The sequence below is a fragment of the Acinetobacter sp. NEB149 genome, assembly GCF_012516415.1.
In the GTDB taxonomy this organism is placed as follows: Bacteria; Pseudomonadota; Gammaproteobacteria; order Pseudomonadales; family Moraxellaceae; genus Acinetobacter; species Acinetobacter lwoffii_V.
Genome location: NZ_CP051208.1, coordinates 429,470 through 445,160 on the forward strand (window position 1 = coordinate 429,470; position 15,691 = coordinate 445,160).

Consider the following 15,691-nt stretch of genomic DNA (forward strand, 5'->3'; position numbering starts at 1 on the left):
AAATTACATGTTAGGGTAATTCGGACCACCACCACCTTCCGGTGTCACCCAGGTGATGTTCTGGGACGGATCCTTGATATCACAGGTCTTGCAGTGTACACAGTTGGCTGCATTGATCTGGAAACGCTTGGAACCGTCATTATTTTCCATGATCTCATAAACACCCGCCGGGCAGTAACGCTGCGCAGGCTCGTCCCATTTCGGTAGATTTACTTCTACCGGAATTGAAGCATCGGTCAGTTTCAAATGTGCTGGCTGGTTCTCTTCATGCACGGTATTCGATACAAACACCGAAGACAGACGGTCAAAGGTCAGCTTGCCATCCGGTTTCGGATAGTTTGGCTTGAAGCTTTCAGCCGCCTGGGTTTTCAACGCAGCATGATCCTGAACCAGATCATGCAGGGTGAACGGAACTTTAAACACGTTCTGATCGATAAAGTTGAATGCACCACCGATCCATTGACCGAACTTGTGCATTGCAGGACCGAAGTTACGCGAGTTGTATAACTCTTCTTTCAGCCAGCTGTTGTTGAACTTGTCGGTATACGCGGTCAATTCTTTAACAAAGAAATCTTCGCCCTCTACAACACGTGCCACCGCCAGATCACCGCCTTTTTCTACACCCGCAGCAATGGCTTCAAATACCGCTTCACCGCAAAGCATGCCGGATTTCATTGCCGTATGTGAGCCTTTAATCTTGGCAAAGTTCAGGAAGCCGGCATCATCCCCAATCAACGAGCCGCCCGGAAAGGTGAATTTTGGCAGCGAGTTAAAGCCACCTTTGGTCACAGCACGCGCACCATAAGAAATACGCTTGCCGCCTTCCAGATACTGCTTGATTAAAGGATGGGTTTTCCAGCGCTGCATTTCCATGAACGGATACATATGCGGGTTAGTGTAAGAAAGATCCACGATCATGCCCAGGGTCACCTGATTGTTCTCGGCGTGGTAGAGCCACCAGCCGCCTGAAGAACCGGTTTCATTCAATGGCCAGCCGGCACCATGCATCACCAGACCCGGTTTGTGCTTGGCAGGATCGATTTCCCAAAGTTCTTTAATCCCGATACCGTAGTGCTGCGGATCCGCATCCTTGTCCAGGTTAAATTTCTGGATTAAACGCTTACCGAGATGACCACGGCAGCCTTCAGCAAAAATCGTGTATTTGGCATGCAGTTCATAACCTGGAGTGAAATTATGTGTCGGTTCGCCATCTTTACCAATGCCCATGTCACCGGTCTGGATGCCTTTGACTGTGCCATCGGCATGATACAGAATTTCCGAGGCTGCAAAGCCTGGGAAGATCGACACTTCCAGTTCTTCGGCTTTCTGGCCTAACCAGCGCACCACGTTGCCGAGCGAGATGACATAGTTGCCATCGTTATGCATGGTTTTAGGTACCATCCAGTGTGGTGCTTCCTGTGATTTTTCATCTGACAGCAGGAAGAAGGTTTTATCTTCAGTCACTGGGACATTTAGCGGGGCACCCTGTTCTTTCCAGTCCGGGAACAGCTCGTTCATGGCACGCGGTTCAAGTACCGCACCAGACAGAATATGTGCACCGACTTCGGAGCCTTTTTCTACGACACAAACGGACAAATCGTTTAAGTTGTTTTCAATTGCAAGTTGACGGATTTTGATCGCAGCAGAAAGACCCGCCGGGCCTGCGCCTACGATGACGACGTCAAACTCCATCGATTCACGTTCGATGTGTTCCATGTAGGACTCCTCATATTACTATTCGGTGGCAACCATAACCGGATGGTTGGGTGCTGCCATAAGTGTTCTTGGTTCCTAGACACAAAAATGCTGGTGTCTTTGATAATCTGGGCTAGTATAGTTTTAAAGCCGGTTTTAGCCAATTGGCTGAAACATATTATTTTTCCGTCATTAAGGTCTTCTTTTATGGATAAGCCAGTACCCAGCACAAATCCGACGAAAAAAGTAACTTATCCCGATGATAAAAATTTAATGGATATCGCACAATACTTAAAAGATGCACAGGGCAGTCACAAAAGGTCAATTCCCCCTTTGGAGCAATGGCAGCCAAAGCATTGTGGCGTCATGGATCTGAAGGTTTTAGCCAACGGCGAATGGTGGCACGAAGGTCAATTGATCAAGCGTCAGCCTATGATTGACCTGTTTGCAACGGTACTCTGGAAAGAAAACGATAAATTCTATCTAAAAACACCGGTAGAAATGATTGAAGTTGAAGTTGAAGATGAACCTTTATTTGTCAATCAGGTCGATCAGGTTGAAATTAATGGAAGGATTTATCTGCAACTGGGCACGACCACGCAAGACCTGATTGTTGTTGATGCTGAACATCCAATCTTTATGCGTGAATACAAAGGTGAGTTGCGGCCTTATGTGCATGTGCGTTTTGGGATTAATGCCCTGATTCAGCGTGCGGCATTTTTACATCTGGTCGAGATGGGAGAGCTTGATGAAAATCCGGCAGGCGAAACCGTTTTAAGTTTGAAAAGTGGTGATTTAGACTTGCATTTGAGCACCTGAGGTTTAAGCTTGATCGCTAGAAATTTCAAACAAGCTACCTGCAACGTTATGAGCGCTATTCAACCAATTTCCCAGTTATTAGACCCGATGCCCAATGCCACGGCAGATGCGCCTATTGGCATTTTTGACTCAGGCGTAGGCGGCTTGTCAGTCGCCCTGGAAATTGCCCGCCATTTGCCTAATGAACGCTTTGTCTATTATGCGGATACTGCGCATGTGCCTTATGGCCCGAGAGATGATCAGGAAATTCGTGCCTTGACGGCTCAGGCGATTGAATGGCTTTATCGTCAAGGTTGTAAAGTTGCGGTGGTGGCTTGTAATACCGCTTCCGCTTTTAGTCTGGATTATTTGCGTGACTATTATGGTGAAAACTTTCCGATTATCGGTTTAGTACCCGCACTTAAACCGGCCGTCCTGAATACCCAGTCGAAAACTGTGGCGGTATTGGCCACGCCTGCAACCTTCCGCGGCCAGCTGATTAAAGATGTCATTTCCCGTTTTGCCGAACCGGCTCAAGTCAAAGTCCTGCCTGTGACCAGTCTGGATCTGGTGCCTTTTGTTGAGGCTGGAGAGCAGATGAGTGCAGCCTGTTTGCAGACATTAAAAGAGATTTTACAACCAGTTGTAGATCAGGGCGCTGATTATTTAGTATTAGGATGTACACATTACCCCTTCCTAAAATCGTCAATTCAGTATATTTTTGGTCAAAAGCTGACATTAATTGACTCAGGATTCGCGGTTGCAAGACAAACGGCCCGAATTTTAATTAAAAATGGGTTATTATTTGAGCATGAGTCTAAAGAAAGCGTGAAAATTGAATTGGTGGTGAGTGGGCAGAATGCTGAACAGCTCCGACCGATTTTGCAGCACCTGATTCCGGCCGATTTAAAATGGCAGGTCAGTAATATGAGTGCAGTTTAAAACTCATTTTTATAATTTAAGAAGAAAGATATTTTGATTTTGGGGTGGCCATATTGGGTAAAGAAGCATGTGATAATGCATTTTTACGCAAATGTACAGGAGAAGAGGATAGCCCATGCTAGATAAACGGTACCAAGTGTTCATCTCAACCTCTGGGGCAGAAATGCAACCGGAGCGTATCATTCTGTCTCAAACACTGGTAGGAATGGGTTTTTTCTCGTGGGGACTGGAACAGCGTACACCGCTGAATACTGCATTTGCACGCCGCCAGATTGATGACTGTGATTATGTCGTGATTCTGCTGGGAAGCCAGTATGGAGAGCAGTCGGTATCGGGTGTTGGCTATATGCATCTCGAATATATTTATGCAGTGACCAAGCAAAAACCGATTATTGTGTTTATGCATGATGATCCGGCATCACGTGAAAGTGCATTGCATGATGCCAAACCGGAATTACAGGAAAAATTCAAGGAATTCCGTCAACTGTTACAGCAGGAAGTCGATCAGGTCTTTACTTACCGTAGCCTGCGCGATCTGGAAATGGCAGTGCGTTTTAACATGCCACAAATGCTGGAGCGCTATCCGGTGACCGGCTGGGTACGCCCGCAAAATACCCAAGCCCTGCATGACGAGATTGACCAGCTTAAAGCGAAAGTCGCGCAACTGGAACGTGATGGCGGAACAGCTCAGCTCGATCCATTCTTAAGCCTGCCCAAAGTGGCGATGCATGAAATTTTTTCTTTTGAATACCGGATGCATGCCTATCAGGATGGTAACTTCAAGGAAATCAAAGTCCAGAAAAAACTCACCTGGGCACAATTGTTGGCATTGCTGGGCTCAACCTTTGTCAATCCCACACCCGAAGAGTTTTTCTCAAAGCGCATGAATGAATATCTGAATGAAACCGGCCTGTCGGATGCGCGGGTGCAGATGCCACGAGCGCATGCTGTCGCGCGTGCCCAGATGAATATTCGTGCCTTGCATAGTTTAAAAATTCAAATGCGCCAGAATGACTGGATTGTGCCATCCGGTCGTGATGACCGCCAGCGCATGCTGTGGCAGATTACCCCAAAAGCGCAAAAGTTGCTGGACAGCAGCTTGCTGGATTTAGATCGCACTTTTCAATATAAGTCAGCGTATTAATCCATAGAGAGAATAAATAAAAAGCTGTTAAAGTACAGGGGTTGATATCCTGACGGACGAACTGAATGTATTCTCCTGCTAAAGCGAAAGTGACGATTATATTGGCAAACTTGGGCACACCAGATGAGCCTACGATTCCTGCGGTACGCCGTTTTCTCAAGCAGTTTTTATCCGACCAGCGTGTAATTGAGATTCCTAAACCGATTTGGCAAATCATTCTGCGCTTATTCATTTTGCCCTTCCGTCCAAAGCGAGTATCACAGGCCTATGCGCAGGTATGGGGACAGGATTCGCCGATGCGTGAAATTCTGTTTGAGCAGGTCGCAGCAGTCAAGACGCATCTCACCCAGCTGTATCCGCAGTTTGAGCTGAATGTGGTACCCGCCATGACCTATGGCAATCCCAACATTCAGGATGTCTTGGCACAAGTCTCCGCGCAGCCACAGGAACACGTAATTCTATTTCCCCTGTTTCCCCAATATTCAGCCACGTCGACCGCACCTCTATACGATGCGGTGGCGAAATGGGTGGTTAAACAGCGTAATTTACCCGGTTTGACAGTGATCAGGGATTATTATCAACATCCTTTATTTATCCAGTCGTTGGCTCAAAGTGTACGTGATTACCAGGCAATTCATGGTCAACCAGAGAAATTATTGATGTCTTTCCACGGTATTCCACAGCCCTATGCTGATAAAGGCGATCCTTATGCCGACCGTTGCCGCATCACGGGTAAATTGGTGGCGGAAGCACTAGGTTTAAGCGAAGATCAATATGCGATCAGCTTTCAGTCGCGGTTTGGCAAACAGGAGTGGATCAAGCCCTATACCGATGTTTTGCTCGAAGATTGGGCCAAGCAAGGGGTGAAATCAATTCAGGTGATGAGTCCGGCATTTTCCGCGGACTGTCTGGAAACGCTTGAAGAGCTGGCAATCGAAAATGCCGAGACATTTAAAGCACTCGGCGGTGAAAGCTATCGCTATATTCCTGCTTTAAATAGTCGTGAAGATCATTTGCGATTGCTCAATAGCCTGCTTCAGGCTAATCTGGATGCATTGACACAGACACTTGCCCATTAACTTGCCCGAGGTTTTTCACCCCATGTTACAAGTCAAAATTGTTCCGGTTACTGCCTTTCAGCAAAACTGTTCCATCGTTTGGGATATGGACACTAAAGAAGCCATTTTGATTGATGCAGGAGGTGAACCTGAAAAACTGAAAGCTGAAGTGGAAGCATTGGGTTTAAAGGTTAAAGCCTTGTGGTTGACCCATGGTCATCTGGATCATGCGGGTGCTGTGGGCGCGTTAAAAAAGGTCTGGAATGTACCGGTAATCGGACCGCATAAGGAAGATGCATTCTGGCTTGACATGATTCAGGAAGTTTCGGCACGTTATGGTTTTCCGATTCCGGAAAAAGTCGAAGTGACCCAGTGGCTGCAAGGCGGTGAAGTGCTCACCCTTGGCAATGAAGAATTTGAGGTGCGTTTTGCCCCGGGACATACGCCGGGTCACGTGATGTTCTATAACAAAAATTATGACTTGTTATGGACAGGAGATGTATTGTTTAAAGGCTCGATTGGCCGGACTGATTTCCCGCGTGGCAACCATCAACAGCTCTTAGATTCAATTCAGCGAGAATGTTTTAGTCTGCCGGATGAAACCCGATTTATTTCAGGACATGGTCCGATCAGCACCATTGGTTTTGAAAAGCAGCATAATCCTTTTGTTGCAGGTAAAGCGGGTTAAAAGCGTAAATAAAAGACCAATATAGTTTGGTCTTTTATTTTTATTCTGAAAAGGGATTATTGCGAAGTTGTCGCGTTTGCATGTGTATGAGCCAAGCGGCAAAAGCAAAAAGCACACCCAATACAATAAATAAACTATCTTGTTGGAAAATGCCGACTCCCAACGAAAGAAGTGCGAGTAGACCAACCCCAATTAATATGACTCTTAAAATAATATAACCCATATTATTGCTCTAAAAATAATGTGAAAATTTAGAGTAGAACAATAACTAAGGCTTTATGAAAGATGTTAATTCGTGTTGCTTTATCTAAGTAATTTTATAAAATTCATATGATTTATTTACTTAATTTCGACAAGATTCTGCTTTCAGACAGAATTTTCGACAGGGAAGACATTTTATTCTTCGCTGTTGTCGGCTTGTGGTGCATCCTGAGTAGGCAAACTATATTCTTCATTGGCCCAGGCACCCAGATCAATCATCTTGCAACGTTCTGAGCAAAAAGGACGGAATTCATTATCTTCCCATGTGGTCAGCTTGCCACAGCGCGGACAGTTTAAAGTGGTAGGCATGGGACGACTCCAAAGAAAAATAAAGGTTCGATTAGGCAAATATAGCCGCACTTGTTAGACTTATGCGGTTTTTATTAGTTTGATCTGATTATGCCGATTCGTCAATTTCAAGCACAGCGTATGCATGCGCCCCGTGAGTTTCAAAGCATCAGTCCTGAACCGGTCTGCATCGAAGTGGGAGCGGGTAAAGGTAAACATGCCTTGTTATTCAGCAAGAACAATCCCGACACTCAACTGATTGCGATTGAACGTACCCGGGAAAAATTTCTGGCGATGCAAAAACAGCATGCTGTTGAAGGTCAGACCAATTTACAGACCGTTCATGCCGATGCTTTACCGTGGATCGTGCATGCACTGTATCCGCAGCAGGTAGAACAATTCTTTATTTTATATCCGAATCCTGAACCGCATAATCCGGCGCAGCGCTGGGTCAATATGCCATTTTTTGAGTTTCTGCTTTCCCGCCTGAAAACCGGGGGAACGATTACTTTGGCCAGTAATATTCCTGCCTATATCGAAGAAGCAGAAATACAGGTGCGAGAGCTCTGGAAGCTGCCTTTTGTCAAAGAAGTGATTGCTGCAGATTCGGCGCGTACCCATTTTGAAATTAAATATCTGGAGCGCGGTGAACTATGCCAGCAACTGATCATCAGCAAACCTGAAAGATATGTAACGCGCTTTGATGATTTCCAGCCTTTACAAGGGCAGAATGCCACCGTAGCGGAATAAGCAGATGAGCAAACGCATTGCTATTGTGGGCGCAGGCCCCGCAGGCTTAATGGCAGCAGAAGTGCTCAGTCAGTTTGATTATGAGTTGCATATCTATGAGCAAAAACCGTCTGCCGCGCGTAAATTCCTGATGGCAGGTAAAACCGGCCTGAATATCTCCCATGCCGAGCCTGTGCCACAGTTTGTACAACGTTATGATCAGGTGGAGTGGTTGTCTCCCTGGATCAAACGCTGGAATGCGCTCTGGATTCAAGACTGGATGAAACAGCTCGGTATTGAACCTTATATCGGTTCGTCTGGCCGGGTATTTCCGACTGAAATGAAAGCCGCACCCTTGCTGCGTGCCTGGCTCAAGCGTTTGGCCCGTGATGGCGTTCAGTTTCATTACCGGCATAAAGTTAGCCAGTTAGAGCAACAACAGCTTGAGTTGCATGATCTGAAAAATAATGAAGATTGCACTGAACATTTTGATGCCATTATTCTGGCTTGTGGTGCAGTGTCCTGGTCAGCGTTGGGGAGTGATGGGGCATGGCAAGCCTGGCTGAAACCGGATGAAATTGAGCCATTTCAGGCCAGTAATGCCGGAGTGGAATATCCTTGGTCTCGATTTATGCAGCCAGTCTTTGGTCAGCCGCTGAAACGTGTTGCAGCATGGGTTGGGCAAGGTGAAAAGACCATCGGCGATATCGTGATCAGTCATTATGGTCTGGAAAGTGGTCTGATCTATAAGCAGGGGCGTGGCTTACGCGAGCAACTAAAACAGGGGCAGCCTATGCAGCTGCATCTGGACCTCTTCCCAAATCAAAGCATCGAACAGCTTGTGCAAAAAATACAGCCAAGTAAGAAGCAGTCTTTAACTAATGTCTGGCGTAAAGCCGGATTGGACGGTGCCAAGGCGGCTCTGGTACGGGAACTGGTGGCCAAAGCGGTATGGCAAGATCCTGCTGAATTAGCCAAAAAAATTAAACATTTGACCATTCCACTCACAGGTTTCCGCCCGATTGAAGAGGCAATTAGCTGTGCAGGTGGTGTCAAGCGTAAAGTGTTGTCAGAACAGCTACAATTGAAATCTAATCCATATGTATTTCTGTGTGGAGAAATGCTGGACTGGGATGTACCGACCGGTGGTTATTTGCTGACCGCGTGTTTTGCCACAGGGCGTGCAGCGGGAGAAGGTGTGCATCAGTTTCTGACAGCACACTAACTCATTTTATGGTCAGCACGAACTGGCATTTATACTGAAATACAGACTCAATAGCTCTGGCCTGGTTGATCCACGTTGTTTTAACGCTGCCAGCTCAGCTTAGATTATTTTTGTATTTTATCTAAGCTGTGTGCCAATTTAGCCTCCTAGACTATTCCTTGACTTGCCGGGAAGCTGGTTCTTTCTTCGCGAGATCCGGATATTGCGAACGCCAGCGTTCCAGTTGTTCTTGGGCGTGTAGATATTTCCCTAGACCTTTGACATTCTCACTGGCTTCATTCACGGGTGTAGCTTGAGTCTTGGGAGTATTGAGTAATTTGTCCTGATGTTCCCAGTATTGATACATTAAGCCCTGAATATAACGGCCCTGTTCGGTTTTCAGTTCTAAAGCCTTCAACATATTCAATGCTGACTGGACATGATCACGCTGACGTTGCTGGACAAATTCTTCTGTCATATTTTCATCATCGCGCATGCTGTTTAATTCTTTTTCCAGGTCGCTGCTCATTTCCTGAAAGCGCTGTTCATAATCCGTCAATGCAGCAATATCATGCGGATCATCAGCAGTTTTAGGGAAGTCTTTCAGTGGCTCGGTTTTCAGTTCCTGCATGACTTGATCTGAAGCCGTATTATCTGTTGTCGCTTCAGTCGGAGTTTCGGTCGTTTTCTGGTCACATGCCATCAGCAGCATGGCCGCAGCGAACAACAGCGTTCGTGTCATTCCTGGTATTTTATGCATGATCGCCTCCTGTTTTTAATTACTTTTCTTGAACACATAGATATGGGTGACATAAGGAAAATCGATCATTTCCTCTGCGCTTTTGGCTGTATATTGCTGGATGATCTGTTCAAATTGTTGTTTTAAGTGTGCCTGCTGCTGTTCAGGCATAGCTGCAATAAAACTGGTCGAGAGCAGCCGCTTGGATACTACCTGCTCCACACTGCCATGCTGTTGCTGGGTCATTGTGGTTTCTGCATAGGGCTGAAATAGCGTTTGCTGTGCAAAGACCTCGCGCCAGGCACCGCTATGATAGCGCGGTGTATCGCCTTCCAATGGGGCAATACAATCGGCCAAGGCCTGAACCCAGTCCACCCGAGTATCGCGCTGATTCCAAATTAACACCAGATAACCCTGCGGTTTGAGTACCCGATCTAATTCTTGTAAGGTAGCAGAATCGGCAAACCAGTGAAATGACTGTGCACAAAATACCGCATTCAGGCTATGATCAGGCAGGGGAAGTTGATGGCTAACGCCTTCAAGAGCATGAATGTCCGGATGCGCCTGTTGTAATTGAGCCAGCATTTCCGGGACAGGATCAATCGCGATAATGTGCTTACTGAGCGGGCGTAAATAGGGGATAAACTTGCCGGTGCCGCTGCCCAAATCCAAAAGATGCGCATCTGCAGGCAAAGCCAGCATTTCACTCAGCCACTGGCTGATTTCTGCCGGATAATCGGGACGCACTTGCTGATAGAGCTCAGCCGACGCACTAAAACCCCGTTTTGCTGCAGGATGTAATGATTGTGTCATATTTTGCGCTTTTTAATCTTTTTGATCGATATAAAATAGCATATTCACTTTTTTGACAGCGTTCATTGACTGAATTGTTGTGGAAGGGTTCGATTTACCAGCATGGGAAAGTTATGGACAAGCAGATTGTTTTTGAAGATGAACATATACGCGCGATTTTTATGCCGGGATCTTCTTCAGAACTGATTTTTTCATTTGGCGATTTGATTACCCGTGCCAAGGGCCTCAACATCAATGCAGAAAAGTCACTGGCGAAATTCGAGTTTAATGTGCTTGGTATTATGCCCAAGCATAAATCCTGGTTTCCGCAAGGTTCCATGTGGAACATGTTGCAAGCCATCGCTGAACTGATTGCGCCTTTTCAGCAGCGTATTGCTTATGGCGGCTCGATGGGCGGCTATGCCGCGATTAAATATTCCCGTGCCTTGGGTGTGCAACGGGTGGTGGCGATGGTGCCACAATATTCAATTGATCCTGAAGATGTGCATGATGCCCGCTATAACATGTTCTATCAGCCAGAGCTGAATGCCAATATGCGGGTTGCGGCCGAAGATATCGACAACGCCTGCGAATATATTATTGTCTATGATCCTTACTGTGCCGAAGATCGTGCCCATTATCTGAAATTAGAGGCACTAATCCCACATCATCATGTGCTGCATTTGCCTTTTACCGGACATGATGCGATCGCAGTTTTGGCCAGTTCCGAGTTGCTCTATGACTTCTTGGTGCATGAATATGAGCCAAGCTATTTCTATCAGAAAATGCGTCGGGTCAAGAAAAACAGCAAGTTCTATTATCGCAAGGTGATTGAAAATGTCTTGCCACGACACCGGATGGCCTTAGGACACATTCTGAAAAATAACGATCTGCAACTGGATAACCAGTTTTTTGATGCCAGCCAGAAACAGGTAATTTTACGGGAACTTTTGCGCAATAAACAGGTCGATCAGCATGACCTGCTCAAGCTTGGCATTCATGTGAATTTGCCACAGGAAAATCGTCAGTTACTGTTGGACCAATATGGACATGGTCTGGTATTTAATGTCATCAGTCATAAAATCGAAAGCTATGCAGAAGGCGCAATTGCCCTGAATCATAAATTCCTGATTCCAATTTATGCCAAAGGCAATGGTTTATTGAGCATTAACCTGAATGATGAACGTTATCTGGTGGTGATGAATGACCGACATATCATGAAGCTGATCAAAGAACAGGATGAGCTCAGTCTGGGTATGCATCCGATTTTAATGAAGCGTTATAGCGATTTTTATATGTTTAGCTATAAGCAGCTGAATTTGAGTACCAATGAGTATGGCGCGACGGCTTTTATCGATGAAAGTAACAAAAATACGCAGTTTATGACGCAAAATGAAATAAATTAGCTTTATTTTCAATAAAAACAATTACTTGACATGTGATAGGCTTGGCATAATATAGAGATAAGCGGTACAAATAATATCCACCCATACCGCTCCCGATGGTTGAAACGAAGAAGGGGATCTCTATGATGCAAGTATGTTTTATCTTCGGTTTGGTTCTACCTAATCTGGCGCATGCAGAAACTGTGCATCCTGCAGTGATCATGGTCAGTGCGTCCATCATCTTTATGATTATTCTGTCTGTGTATGTGGTGTATCGAATTCGCAAGTCACTACGTAATCATATGGATAAACCGCTGGATTAATTGCATCAGGCTGGAAACAGGTTGAAAAGCCTCAATGACTTGTTTTAAATGACAGACATAAATTGTCAAACAGGATTGAGGGAACAGCCATGAAAGCCGTTTATTTAGACTATGCTTCTTTAGACCAGCAGGATTTGGACTTTCAGGCACTGCATGCAGTATTTGATTCACTAGTTTTGTATCCGGCGACCTCGGCTGCCGAGATTGCATCCCGTGTAGCTGGTTTCGATGTCATCATTACGAATAAGGTGATGATCGATGCAGCTACGATTCAGCAATGCCCTCAACTCAAACTCATTTTAATCTCTGCAACCGGCACCAATAATGTCGACCTTGAGGCGGCCAAAGCGCAAGGGATCGTCGTGTGTAACTGTCAGGCTTATGGCACTTCGGCAGTCGCGCAGCATACCATCATGTTGATGCTCAATCTGGCGACTTCATTCCTGTCTTATCAACGTGCATTAGAACAAGGCGAATGGCAAAAAGCCAGTCAGTTCTGTTTGCTGGATGCACCAATTGTCGAGCTGGCCGGAAAAACATTGGGCATTGTGGGTTATGGCGAACTGGGCCATGCGGTGGCGAAACTGGCCGAAGCCTTTGGCATGAAAGTGCTTATTGCCGCGCTGCCAAATCGTCCGGCGGATGCATCTCGTGCGCCATTTGCCGAGCTACTTCCTCAAGTCGATTTTTTAACTTTGCATTGTCCACTCACTGAAGATACCCACCATTTAATCAGTCATACTGAGCTGGATGCAATGAAAAGCAGCGCATTTTTAATTAACTGTGCGCGTGGCGGAATTGTCGATGAAGCGGCATTGGCTGAGGCTCTGCGTGCAGGCAAGATTGCCGGTGCAGCGACAGATGTTCTAACGGTAGAACCACCGAAACAGGGCAATGTGCTGCTCGACTCTACGATTCCCAACCTGATTGTGACACCGCATAATGCCTGGGGCAGTGTCGATGCAAGACAACGGATTGTGGATCAAATGGTCGAAAATGTAGCAGCATTTAAACAGGGTCAGCCGATTCGACAGGTCAATTCATAGATCGCGTCGATACAAGGTAATAGTTTTATTTTCTAAAAATTAAAAAAGCCCATCACGGGCTTTTTTTATAAATCGGTTACCGCATAACTGGTAGCTGATCCTGACTGGGGTTGAGTCTGTGGTGTATTTGGGTTTTGCGTCGCACTCGACTGGCTTAAAGGCTGCTGCACGATAGGTGCCTGTTGTGAATTTCCACGCCAGACTTCTTTGGTCTGCTGGATTTTCTGACCGGTTTGTTGGGCTGCCTGAGTTGCACCCTGATCTACTTTTTGCAGTGTATCAGAGGTTGCAGATTTGGTATTGCTCCAGGCCCGGTCTACCCCCGGCTTGATTTTGGCAATGCCTTTTTCCGTTGCTTCACCGACTTTCTCAGCAGTATTAATCACGCCTTCCTGTGCTTTATAAGCAAAGACATGCAGCAGGTTCGGATTTTCACCATAAGGCTTAACCGGTTTAGCAGACTGAGTCGTGGTTTGTGCGAATGCTGGAACAGAAAGCATTAAAGCTGTCGTTAAAATAATTGGGGTTTTGATATTCATTATGGATCGACCTCGAATTCGTCTAAGTGCGGTCTGAGTTTGTTTTTCAGTGTAACGGATAATGGGCCAAAAACAATGAATATCCTGTGAAGAGTGCAGAGCTTTCAGGTGGATCTGTGCCGAAATATTGTAATTTTTAAAGAAAGGGCAGTAGAAATTAGCCCAAGTGTCGAATTGATTTTTAGCAAAATAAAAGCCCTGTTCTTAGACTAGAAACAAGGCGATCTTTTTAATCACATTGTGTCAGGGCATCTTTGGCGAAATGTTCGCGTAAGCTGACAAAGTTCTTTTGTACGCCTGCATCGTGCAGGTCAAATTTTTGTGCAGTGCTAGTACCGTCGCGCTGGAAAGTCGCTGAGCCGGCATCGATTAGAGTCATACCTTTAAATGACCATTGTTCAATGACACGGTTATTGCCGATATCGCCGGTAAATTCAATCACGCATTTGTCGAGGAATTTGGTCAGTTTGGCCTTGTTGTTGGTCGTAGCTGGAACCACTTCGAGGTTTTGGACTTCCTGTAAGACGCCAACCTGAAGCTGTGGGATTTTGGGTGCAGATGTACAAGCTGTAACTGCGATACTCGCAAGACCAGTCAGAATGAGTGTTTTAAATTTCATATGATTCTTTCTTGTTGAGTGTTGTTAGTTTGAGTATAGGGAATTGGGTGAAAATTGGCTATAGGATTAAAGTGAAGGACTAAAGTGTTCTCGATATTCGATTCTTTATTGTCTAAAAATATGACTTTTTAAAACTATTTCGACAATATTTAAAAGGTCAGTTAGAGGTTCTGATAAATAGGTTTCTAAGTAAGAATCATAATATGAACTATCAGATAGGTGAGGGGCTTTTCCATGAACAATAGAGCCTCTAATGTTTAGCAAATGACTAAGTTGATTGGAATCAAATTTATTTGAATATTGGAGACATAAATTTTTAAATTTTTGGGAACTCTTAGTTCTAGTGTCTTCAATCAAGGATTCAATACAAGTAAAAAGAGTTCTATATTGGCCAGCTTCTTGCTCAAACCAACTTTTATAAAAATTGGTTAACGCTAAAATATATCTTTCGCTTTCATTATTTATAGAGCTCATAAAATTAGAGATATTGTTTAAATGAATTGACAGTTCATTACCAATTTTTAATTTGAAATATAAGCTTGGTAGTAAATCTACTGTCTCTTTACAAGTATATTGATAATCGTCTGGAAAGTAGGAGCATCCAGAATCTTTAGGTTCGCCATTAAAGCAATACCTTTTTTCTGAGTCTTCAAATAAAGAAATTACACCGAGAAGGGCATATAAAATTCGTTGAGAAATTTCCTCGGTTGGAGCATAAATACCAATCCATGTTGATATTCTCTTTTGGTTGATTTGATTGTCAATAAGACTAGGATAGTAATTAAAATTAAATTGTTGGGAGTAGCTACTAGAAATGTTTAAATCTTCAAGACTTAGGTTAGAGCTATTTACAATGAAAAAATTCTGTAGCCGTAAGTTACTTTCGGTATGAATTGAATTAAATGGGTATAGAAAAATTTTCTGAGTTGCCTTAAAAAGTGGTGAAGTCAATAGTGCCTTAGCTAATTGCAATTTTGCATCACAAGGGATTTGCAGTTTGTAAGATAAATTAGGATTACGAGAAAACTCACCATCTCGGATGTACCAGAAATTTTCTATTAGGAATTGAGTTACTTGGCTTTTTAATTTTGATATTGGGAGTTCTGATAGATAAGGGACACCATTTTGTTTAATGTAAAAAACAGCTTTTAAATACGTTTTTTCATTTCTAATATAGATTGATGTGCCAATTGTATTAGACCAAATAGGGCTATTAGGTTCGTGAATCCCGAACTCAGATAGTAGTTGGTGTCTTTCACCTGTTGAATATATTGCATCTAATAGTAAATCCACTGCTTCAATGCATGTATTTAACATTCTTAATTTCCTGCTTTTAGATGTGTCACAACTGCCAAGAGTGACAAGAAAAATCTTGTATTTTTTATGGGTTGATTAAAAATTATGAGTTATCCACTTAAAAAATCAATTAAAAAACCCCACT

General features: G+C 44.5%; 18 protein-coding genes. 10 read left to right on the forward strand and 8 right to left on the reverse strand.

The window, feature by feature from the left end:
• Nucleotides 1-3 precede the first annotated feature (3 nt).
• The gene (locus HGD77_RS01975) at nt 4-1,716 is read right to left on the reverse strand and encodes an electron transfer flavoprotein-ubiquinone oxidoreductase (protein WP_004278561.1); all 1,713 of its coding nucleotides are present in this window, start codon (nt 1,714-1,716) and stop codon (nt 4-6) included.
• A 186-nt stretch (nt 1,717-1,902) separates the two neighbouring features.
• On the opposite strand from HGD77_RS01975, the gene HGD77_RS01980 reads away from it, so the two are divergent.
• The 5 genes from HGD77_RS01980 (at nt 1,903) to HGD77_RS02000 (ending at nt 6,325) form a co-directional block, all read left to right on the forward strand.
• Complete coding sequence (locus tag HGD77_RS01980; protein WP_004729362.1) at nt 1,903-2,514, forward strand: DUF1285 domain-containing protein; 612 nt, start codon at nt 1,903-1,905, stop codon at nt 2,512-2,514.
• A gap of 48 nt (nt 2,515-2,562) precedes the next feature.
• Nucleotides 2,563-3,435: a glutamate racemase gene (murI, locus tag HGD77_RS01985; protein WP_004729363.1), complete on the forward strand. Its 873-nt coding sequence runs from the start codon at nt 2,563-2,565 to the stop codon at nt 3,433-3,435.
• A gap of 115 nt (nt 3,436-3,550) precedes the next feature.
• Nucleotides 3,551-4,579, forward strand: a complete 1,029-nt coding sequence (locus HGD77_RS01990) for a DUF4062 domain-containing protein (protein WP_004729364.1) — start codon at nt 3,551-3,553, stop codon at nt 4,577-4,579.
• A gap of 65 nt (nt 4,580-4,644) precedes the next feature.
• Complete coding sequence (hemH, locus tag HGD77_RS01995) at nt 4,645-5,658, forward strand: ferrochelatase (protein WP_004729365.1); 1,014 nt, start codon at nt 4,645-4,647, stop codon at nt 5,656-5,658.
• Nucleotides 5,659-5,680: 22 nt separating this feature from the next.
• Entirely contained in the window at nt 5,681-6,325 is a 645-nt protein-coding gene (locus HGD77_RS02000) for an MBL fold metallo-hydrolase (protein ID WP_004729366.1), read from the forward strand.
• A gap of 40 nt (nt 6,326-6,365) precedes the next feature.
• Here the strand turns inward: HGD77_RS02000 and HGD77_RS02005 are convergent, their stop codons facing one another.
• Both HGD77_RS02005 and HGD77_RS02010 read right to left on the reverse strand, forming a co-directional pair.
• A complete protein-coding gene (locus tag HGD77_RS02005; RefSeq protein ID WP_004278555.1) occupies nt 6,366-6,548 on the reverse strand; it encodes a hypothetical protein in 183 nt (60 codons plus the stop codon).
• A 173-nt stretch (nt 6,549-6,721) separates the two neighbouring features.
• On the reverse strand, nt 6,722-6,895 hold the full coding sequence (locus tag HGD77_RS02010) for a DNA gyrase inhibitor YacG (RefSeq protein WP_004278554.1): 174 nt from the start codon (nt 6,893-6,895) through the stop codon (nt 6,722-6,724).
• An 84-nt stretch (nt 6,896-6,979) separates the two neighbouring features.
• Here HGD77_RS02010 and HGD77_RS02015 point away from each other — a divergent pair, with 84 nt between their 5' ends.
• Together HGD77_RS02015 and HGD77_RS02020 are read left to right on the forward strand one after the other, a co-directional pair.
• On the forward strand, nt 6,980-7,624 hold the full coding sequence (locus tag HGD77_RS02015) for an SAM-dependent methyltransferase (RefSeq protein WP_171064242.1): 645 nt from the start codon (nt 6,980-6,982) through the stop codon (nt 7,622-7,624).
• Between the two features lie 4 nt (nt 7,625-7,628).
• The gene (locus tag HGD77_RS02020; RefSeq protein ID WP_004729368.1) at nt 7,629-8,828 is read left to right on the forward strand and encodes a TIGR03862 family flavoprotein; all 1,200 of its coding nucleotides are present in this window, start codon (nt 7,629-7,631) and stop codon (nt 8,826-8,828) included.
• A gap of 151 nt (nt 8,829-8,979) precedes the next feature.
• On the opposite strand, the gene HGD77_RS02025 is transcribed toward HGD77_RS02020, so the two are convergent.
• Together HGD77_RS02025 and HGD77_RS02030 are read right to left on the reverse strand one after the other, a co-directional pair.
• The gene (locus HGD77_RS02025; RefSeq protein WP_004647351.1) at nt 8,980-9,567 is read right to left on the reverse strand and encodes a hypothetical protein; all 588 of its coding nucleotides are present in this window, start codon (nt 9,565-9,567) and stop codon (nt 8,980-8,982) included.
• A 15-nt stretch (nt 9,568-9,582) separates the two neighbouring features.
• A complete protein-coding gene (locus HGD77_RS02030) occupies nt 9,583-10,359 on the reverse strand; it encodes a class I SAM-dependent methyltransferase (RefSeq protein WP_004729370.1) in 777 nt (258 codons plus the stop codon).
• A gap of 113 nt (nt 10,360-10,472) precedes the next feature.
• Between HGD77_RS02030 and HGD77_RS02035 the strand changes: the two genes are divergently transcribed.
• The 3 genes from HGD77_RS02035 (at nt 10,473) to HGD77_RS02045 (ending at nt 13,092) form a co-directional block, all read left to right on the forward strand.
• Nucleotides 10,473-11,744 carry a hypothetical protein gene (locus HGD77_RS02035; protein ID WP_004729372.1) on the forward strand — a complete coding sequence of 424 codons (1,272 nt, stop codon included), beginning with the start codon at nt 10,473-10,475 and terminating at the stop codon, nt 11,742-11,744.
• A 122-nt stretch (nt 11,745-11,866) separates the two neighbouring features.
• Nucleotides 11,867-12,046, forward strand: coding sequence for a hypothetical protein (locus HGD77_RS02040; RefSeq protein ID WP_004729374.1), 180 nt, complete (start codon nt 11,867-11,869; stop codon nt 12,044-12,046).
• A gap of 89 nt (nt 12,047-12,135) precedes the next feature.
• Nucleotides 12,136-13,092 carry a 2-hydroxyacid dehydrogenase gene (locus HGD77_RS02045; protein ID WP_004729375.1) on the forward strand — a complete coding sequence of 319 codons (957 nt, stop codon included), beginning with the start codon at nt 12,136-12,138 and terminating at the stop codon, nt 13,090-13,092.
• 65 nt (nt 13,093-13,157) lie between these two features.
• Here HGD77_RS02045 and HGD77_RS02050 read toward each other — a convergent pair whose 3' ends face one another.
• The 3 genes from HGD77_RS02050 to HGD77_RS02060 form a co-directional block, all read right to left on the reverse strand.
• Nucleotides 13,158-13,631, reverse strand: a complete 474-nt coding sequence (locus HGD77_RS02050) for a hypothetical protein (protein WP_004729377.1) — start codon at nt 13,629-13,631, stop codon at nt 13,158-13,160.
• A 229-nt stretch (nt 13,632-13,860) separates the two neighbouring features.
• Nucleotides 13,861-14,250, reverse strand: a complete 390-nt coding sequence (locus HGD77_RS02055) for a hypothetical protein (protein ID WP_004278545.1) — start codon at nt 14,248-14,250, stop codon at nt 13,861-13,863.
• Nucleotides 14,251-14,355: 105 nt separating this feature from the next.
• Complete coding sequence (locus HGD77_RS02060) at nt 14,356-15,567, reverse strand: hypothetical protein (protein ID WP_129717134.1); 1,212 nt, start codon at nt 15,565-15,567, stop codon at nt 14,356-14,358.
• Nucleotides 15,568-15,691: the final 124 nt, after the last annotated feature.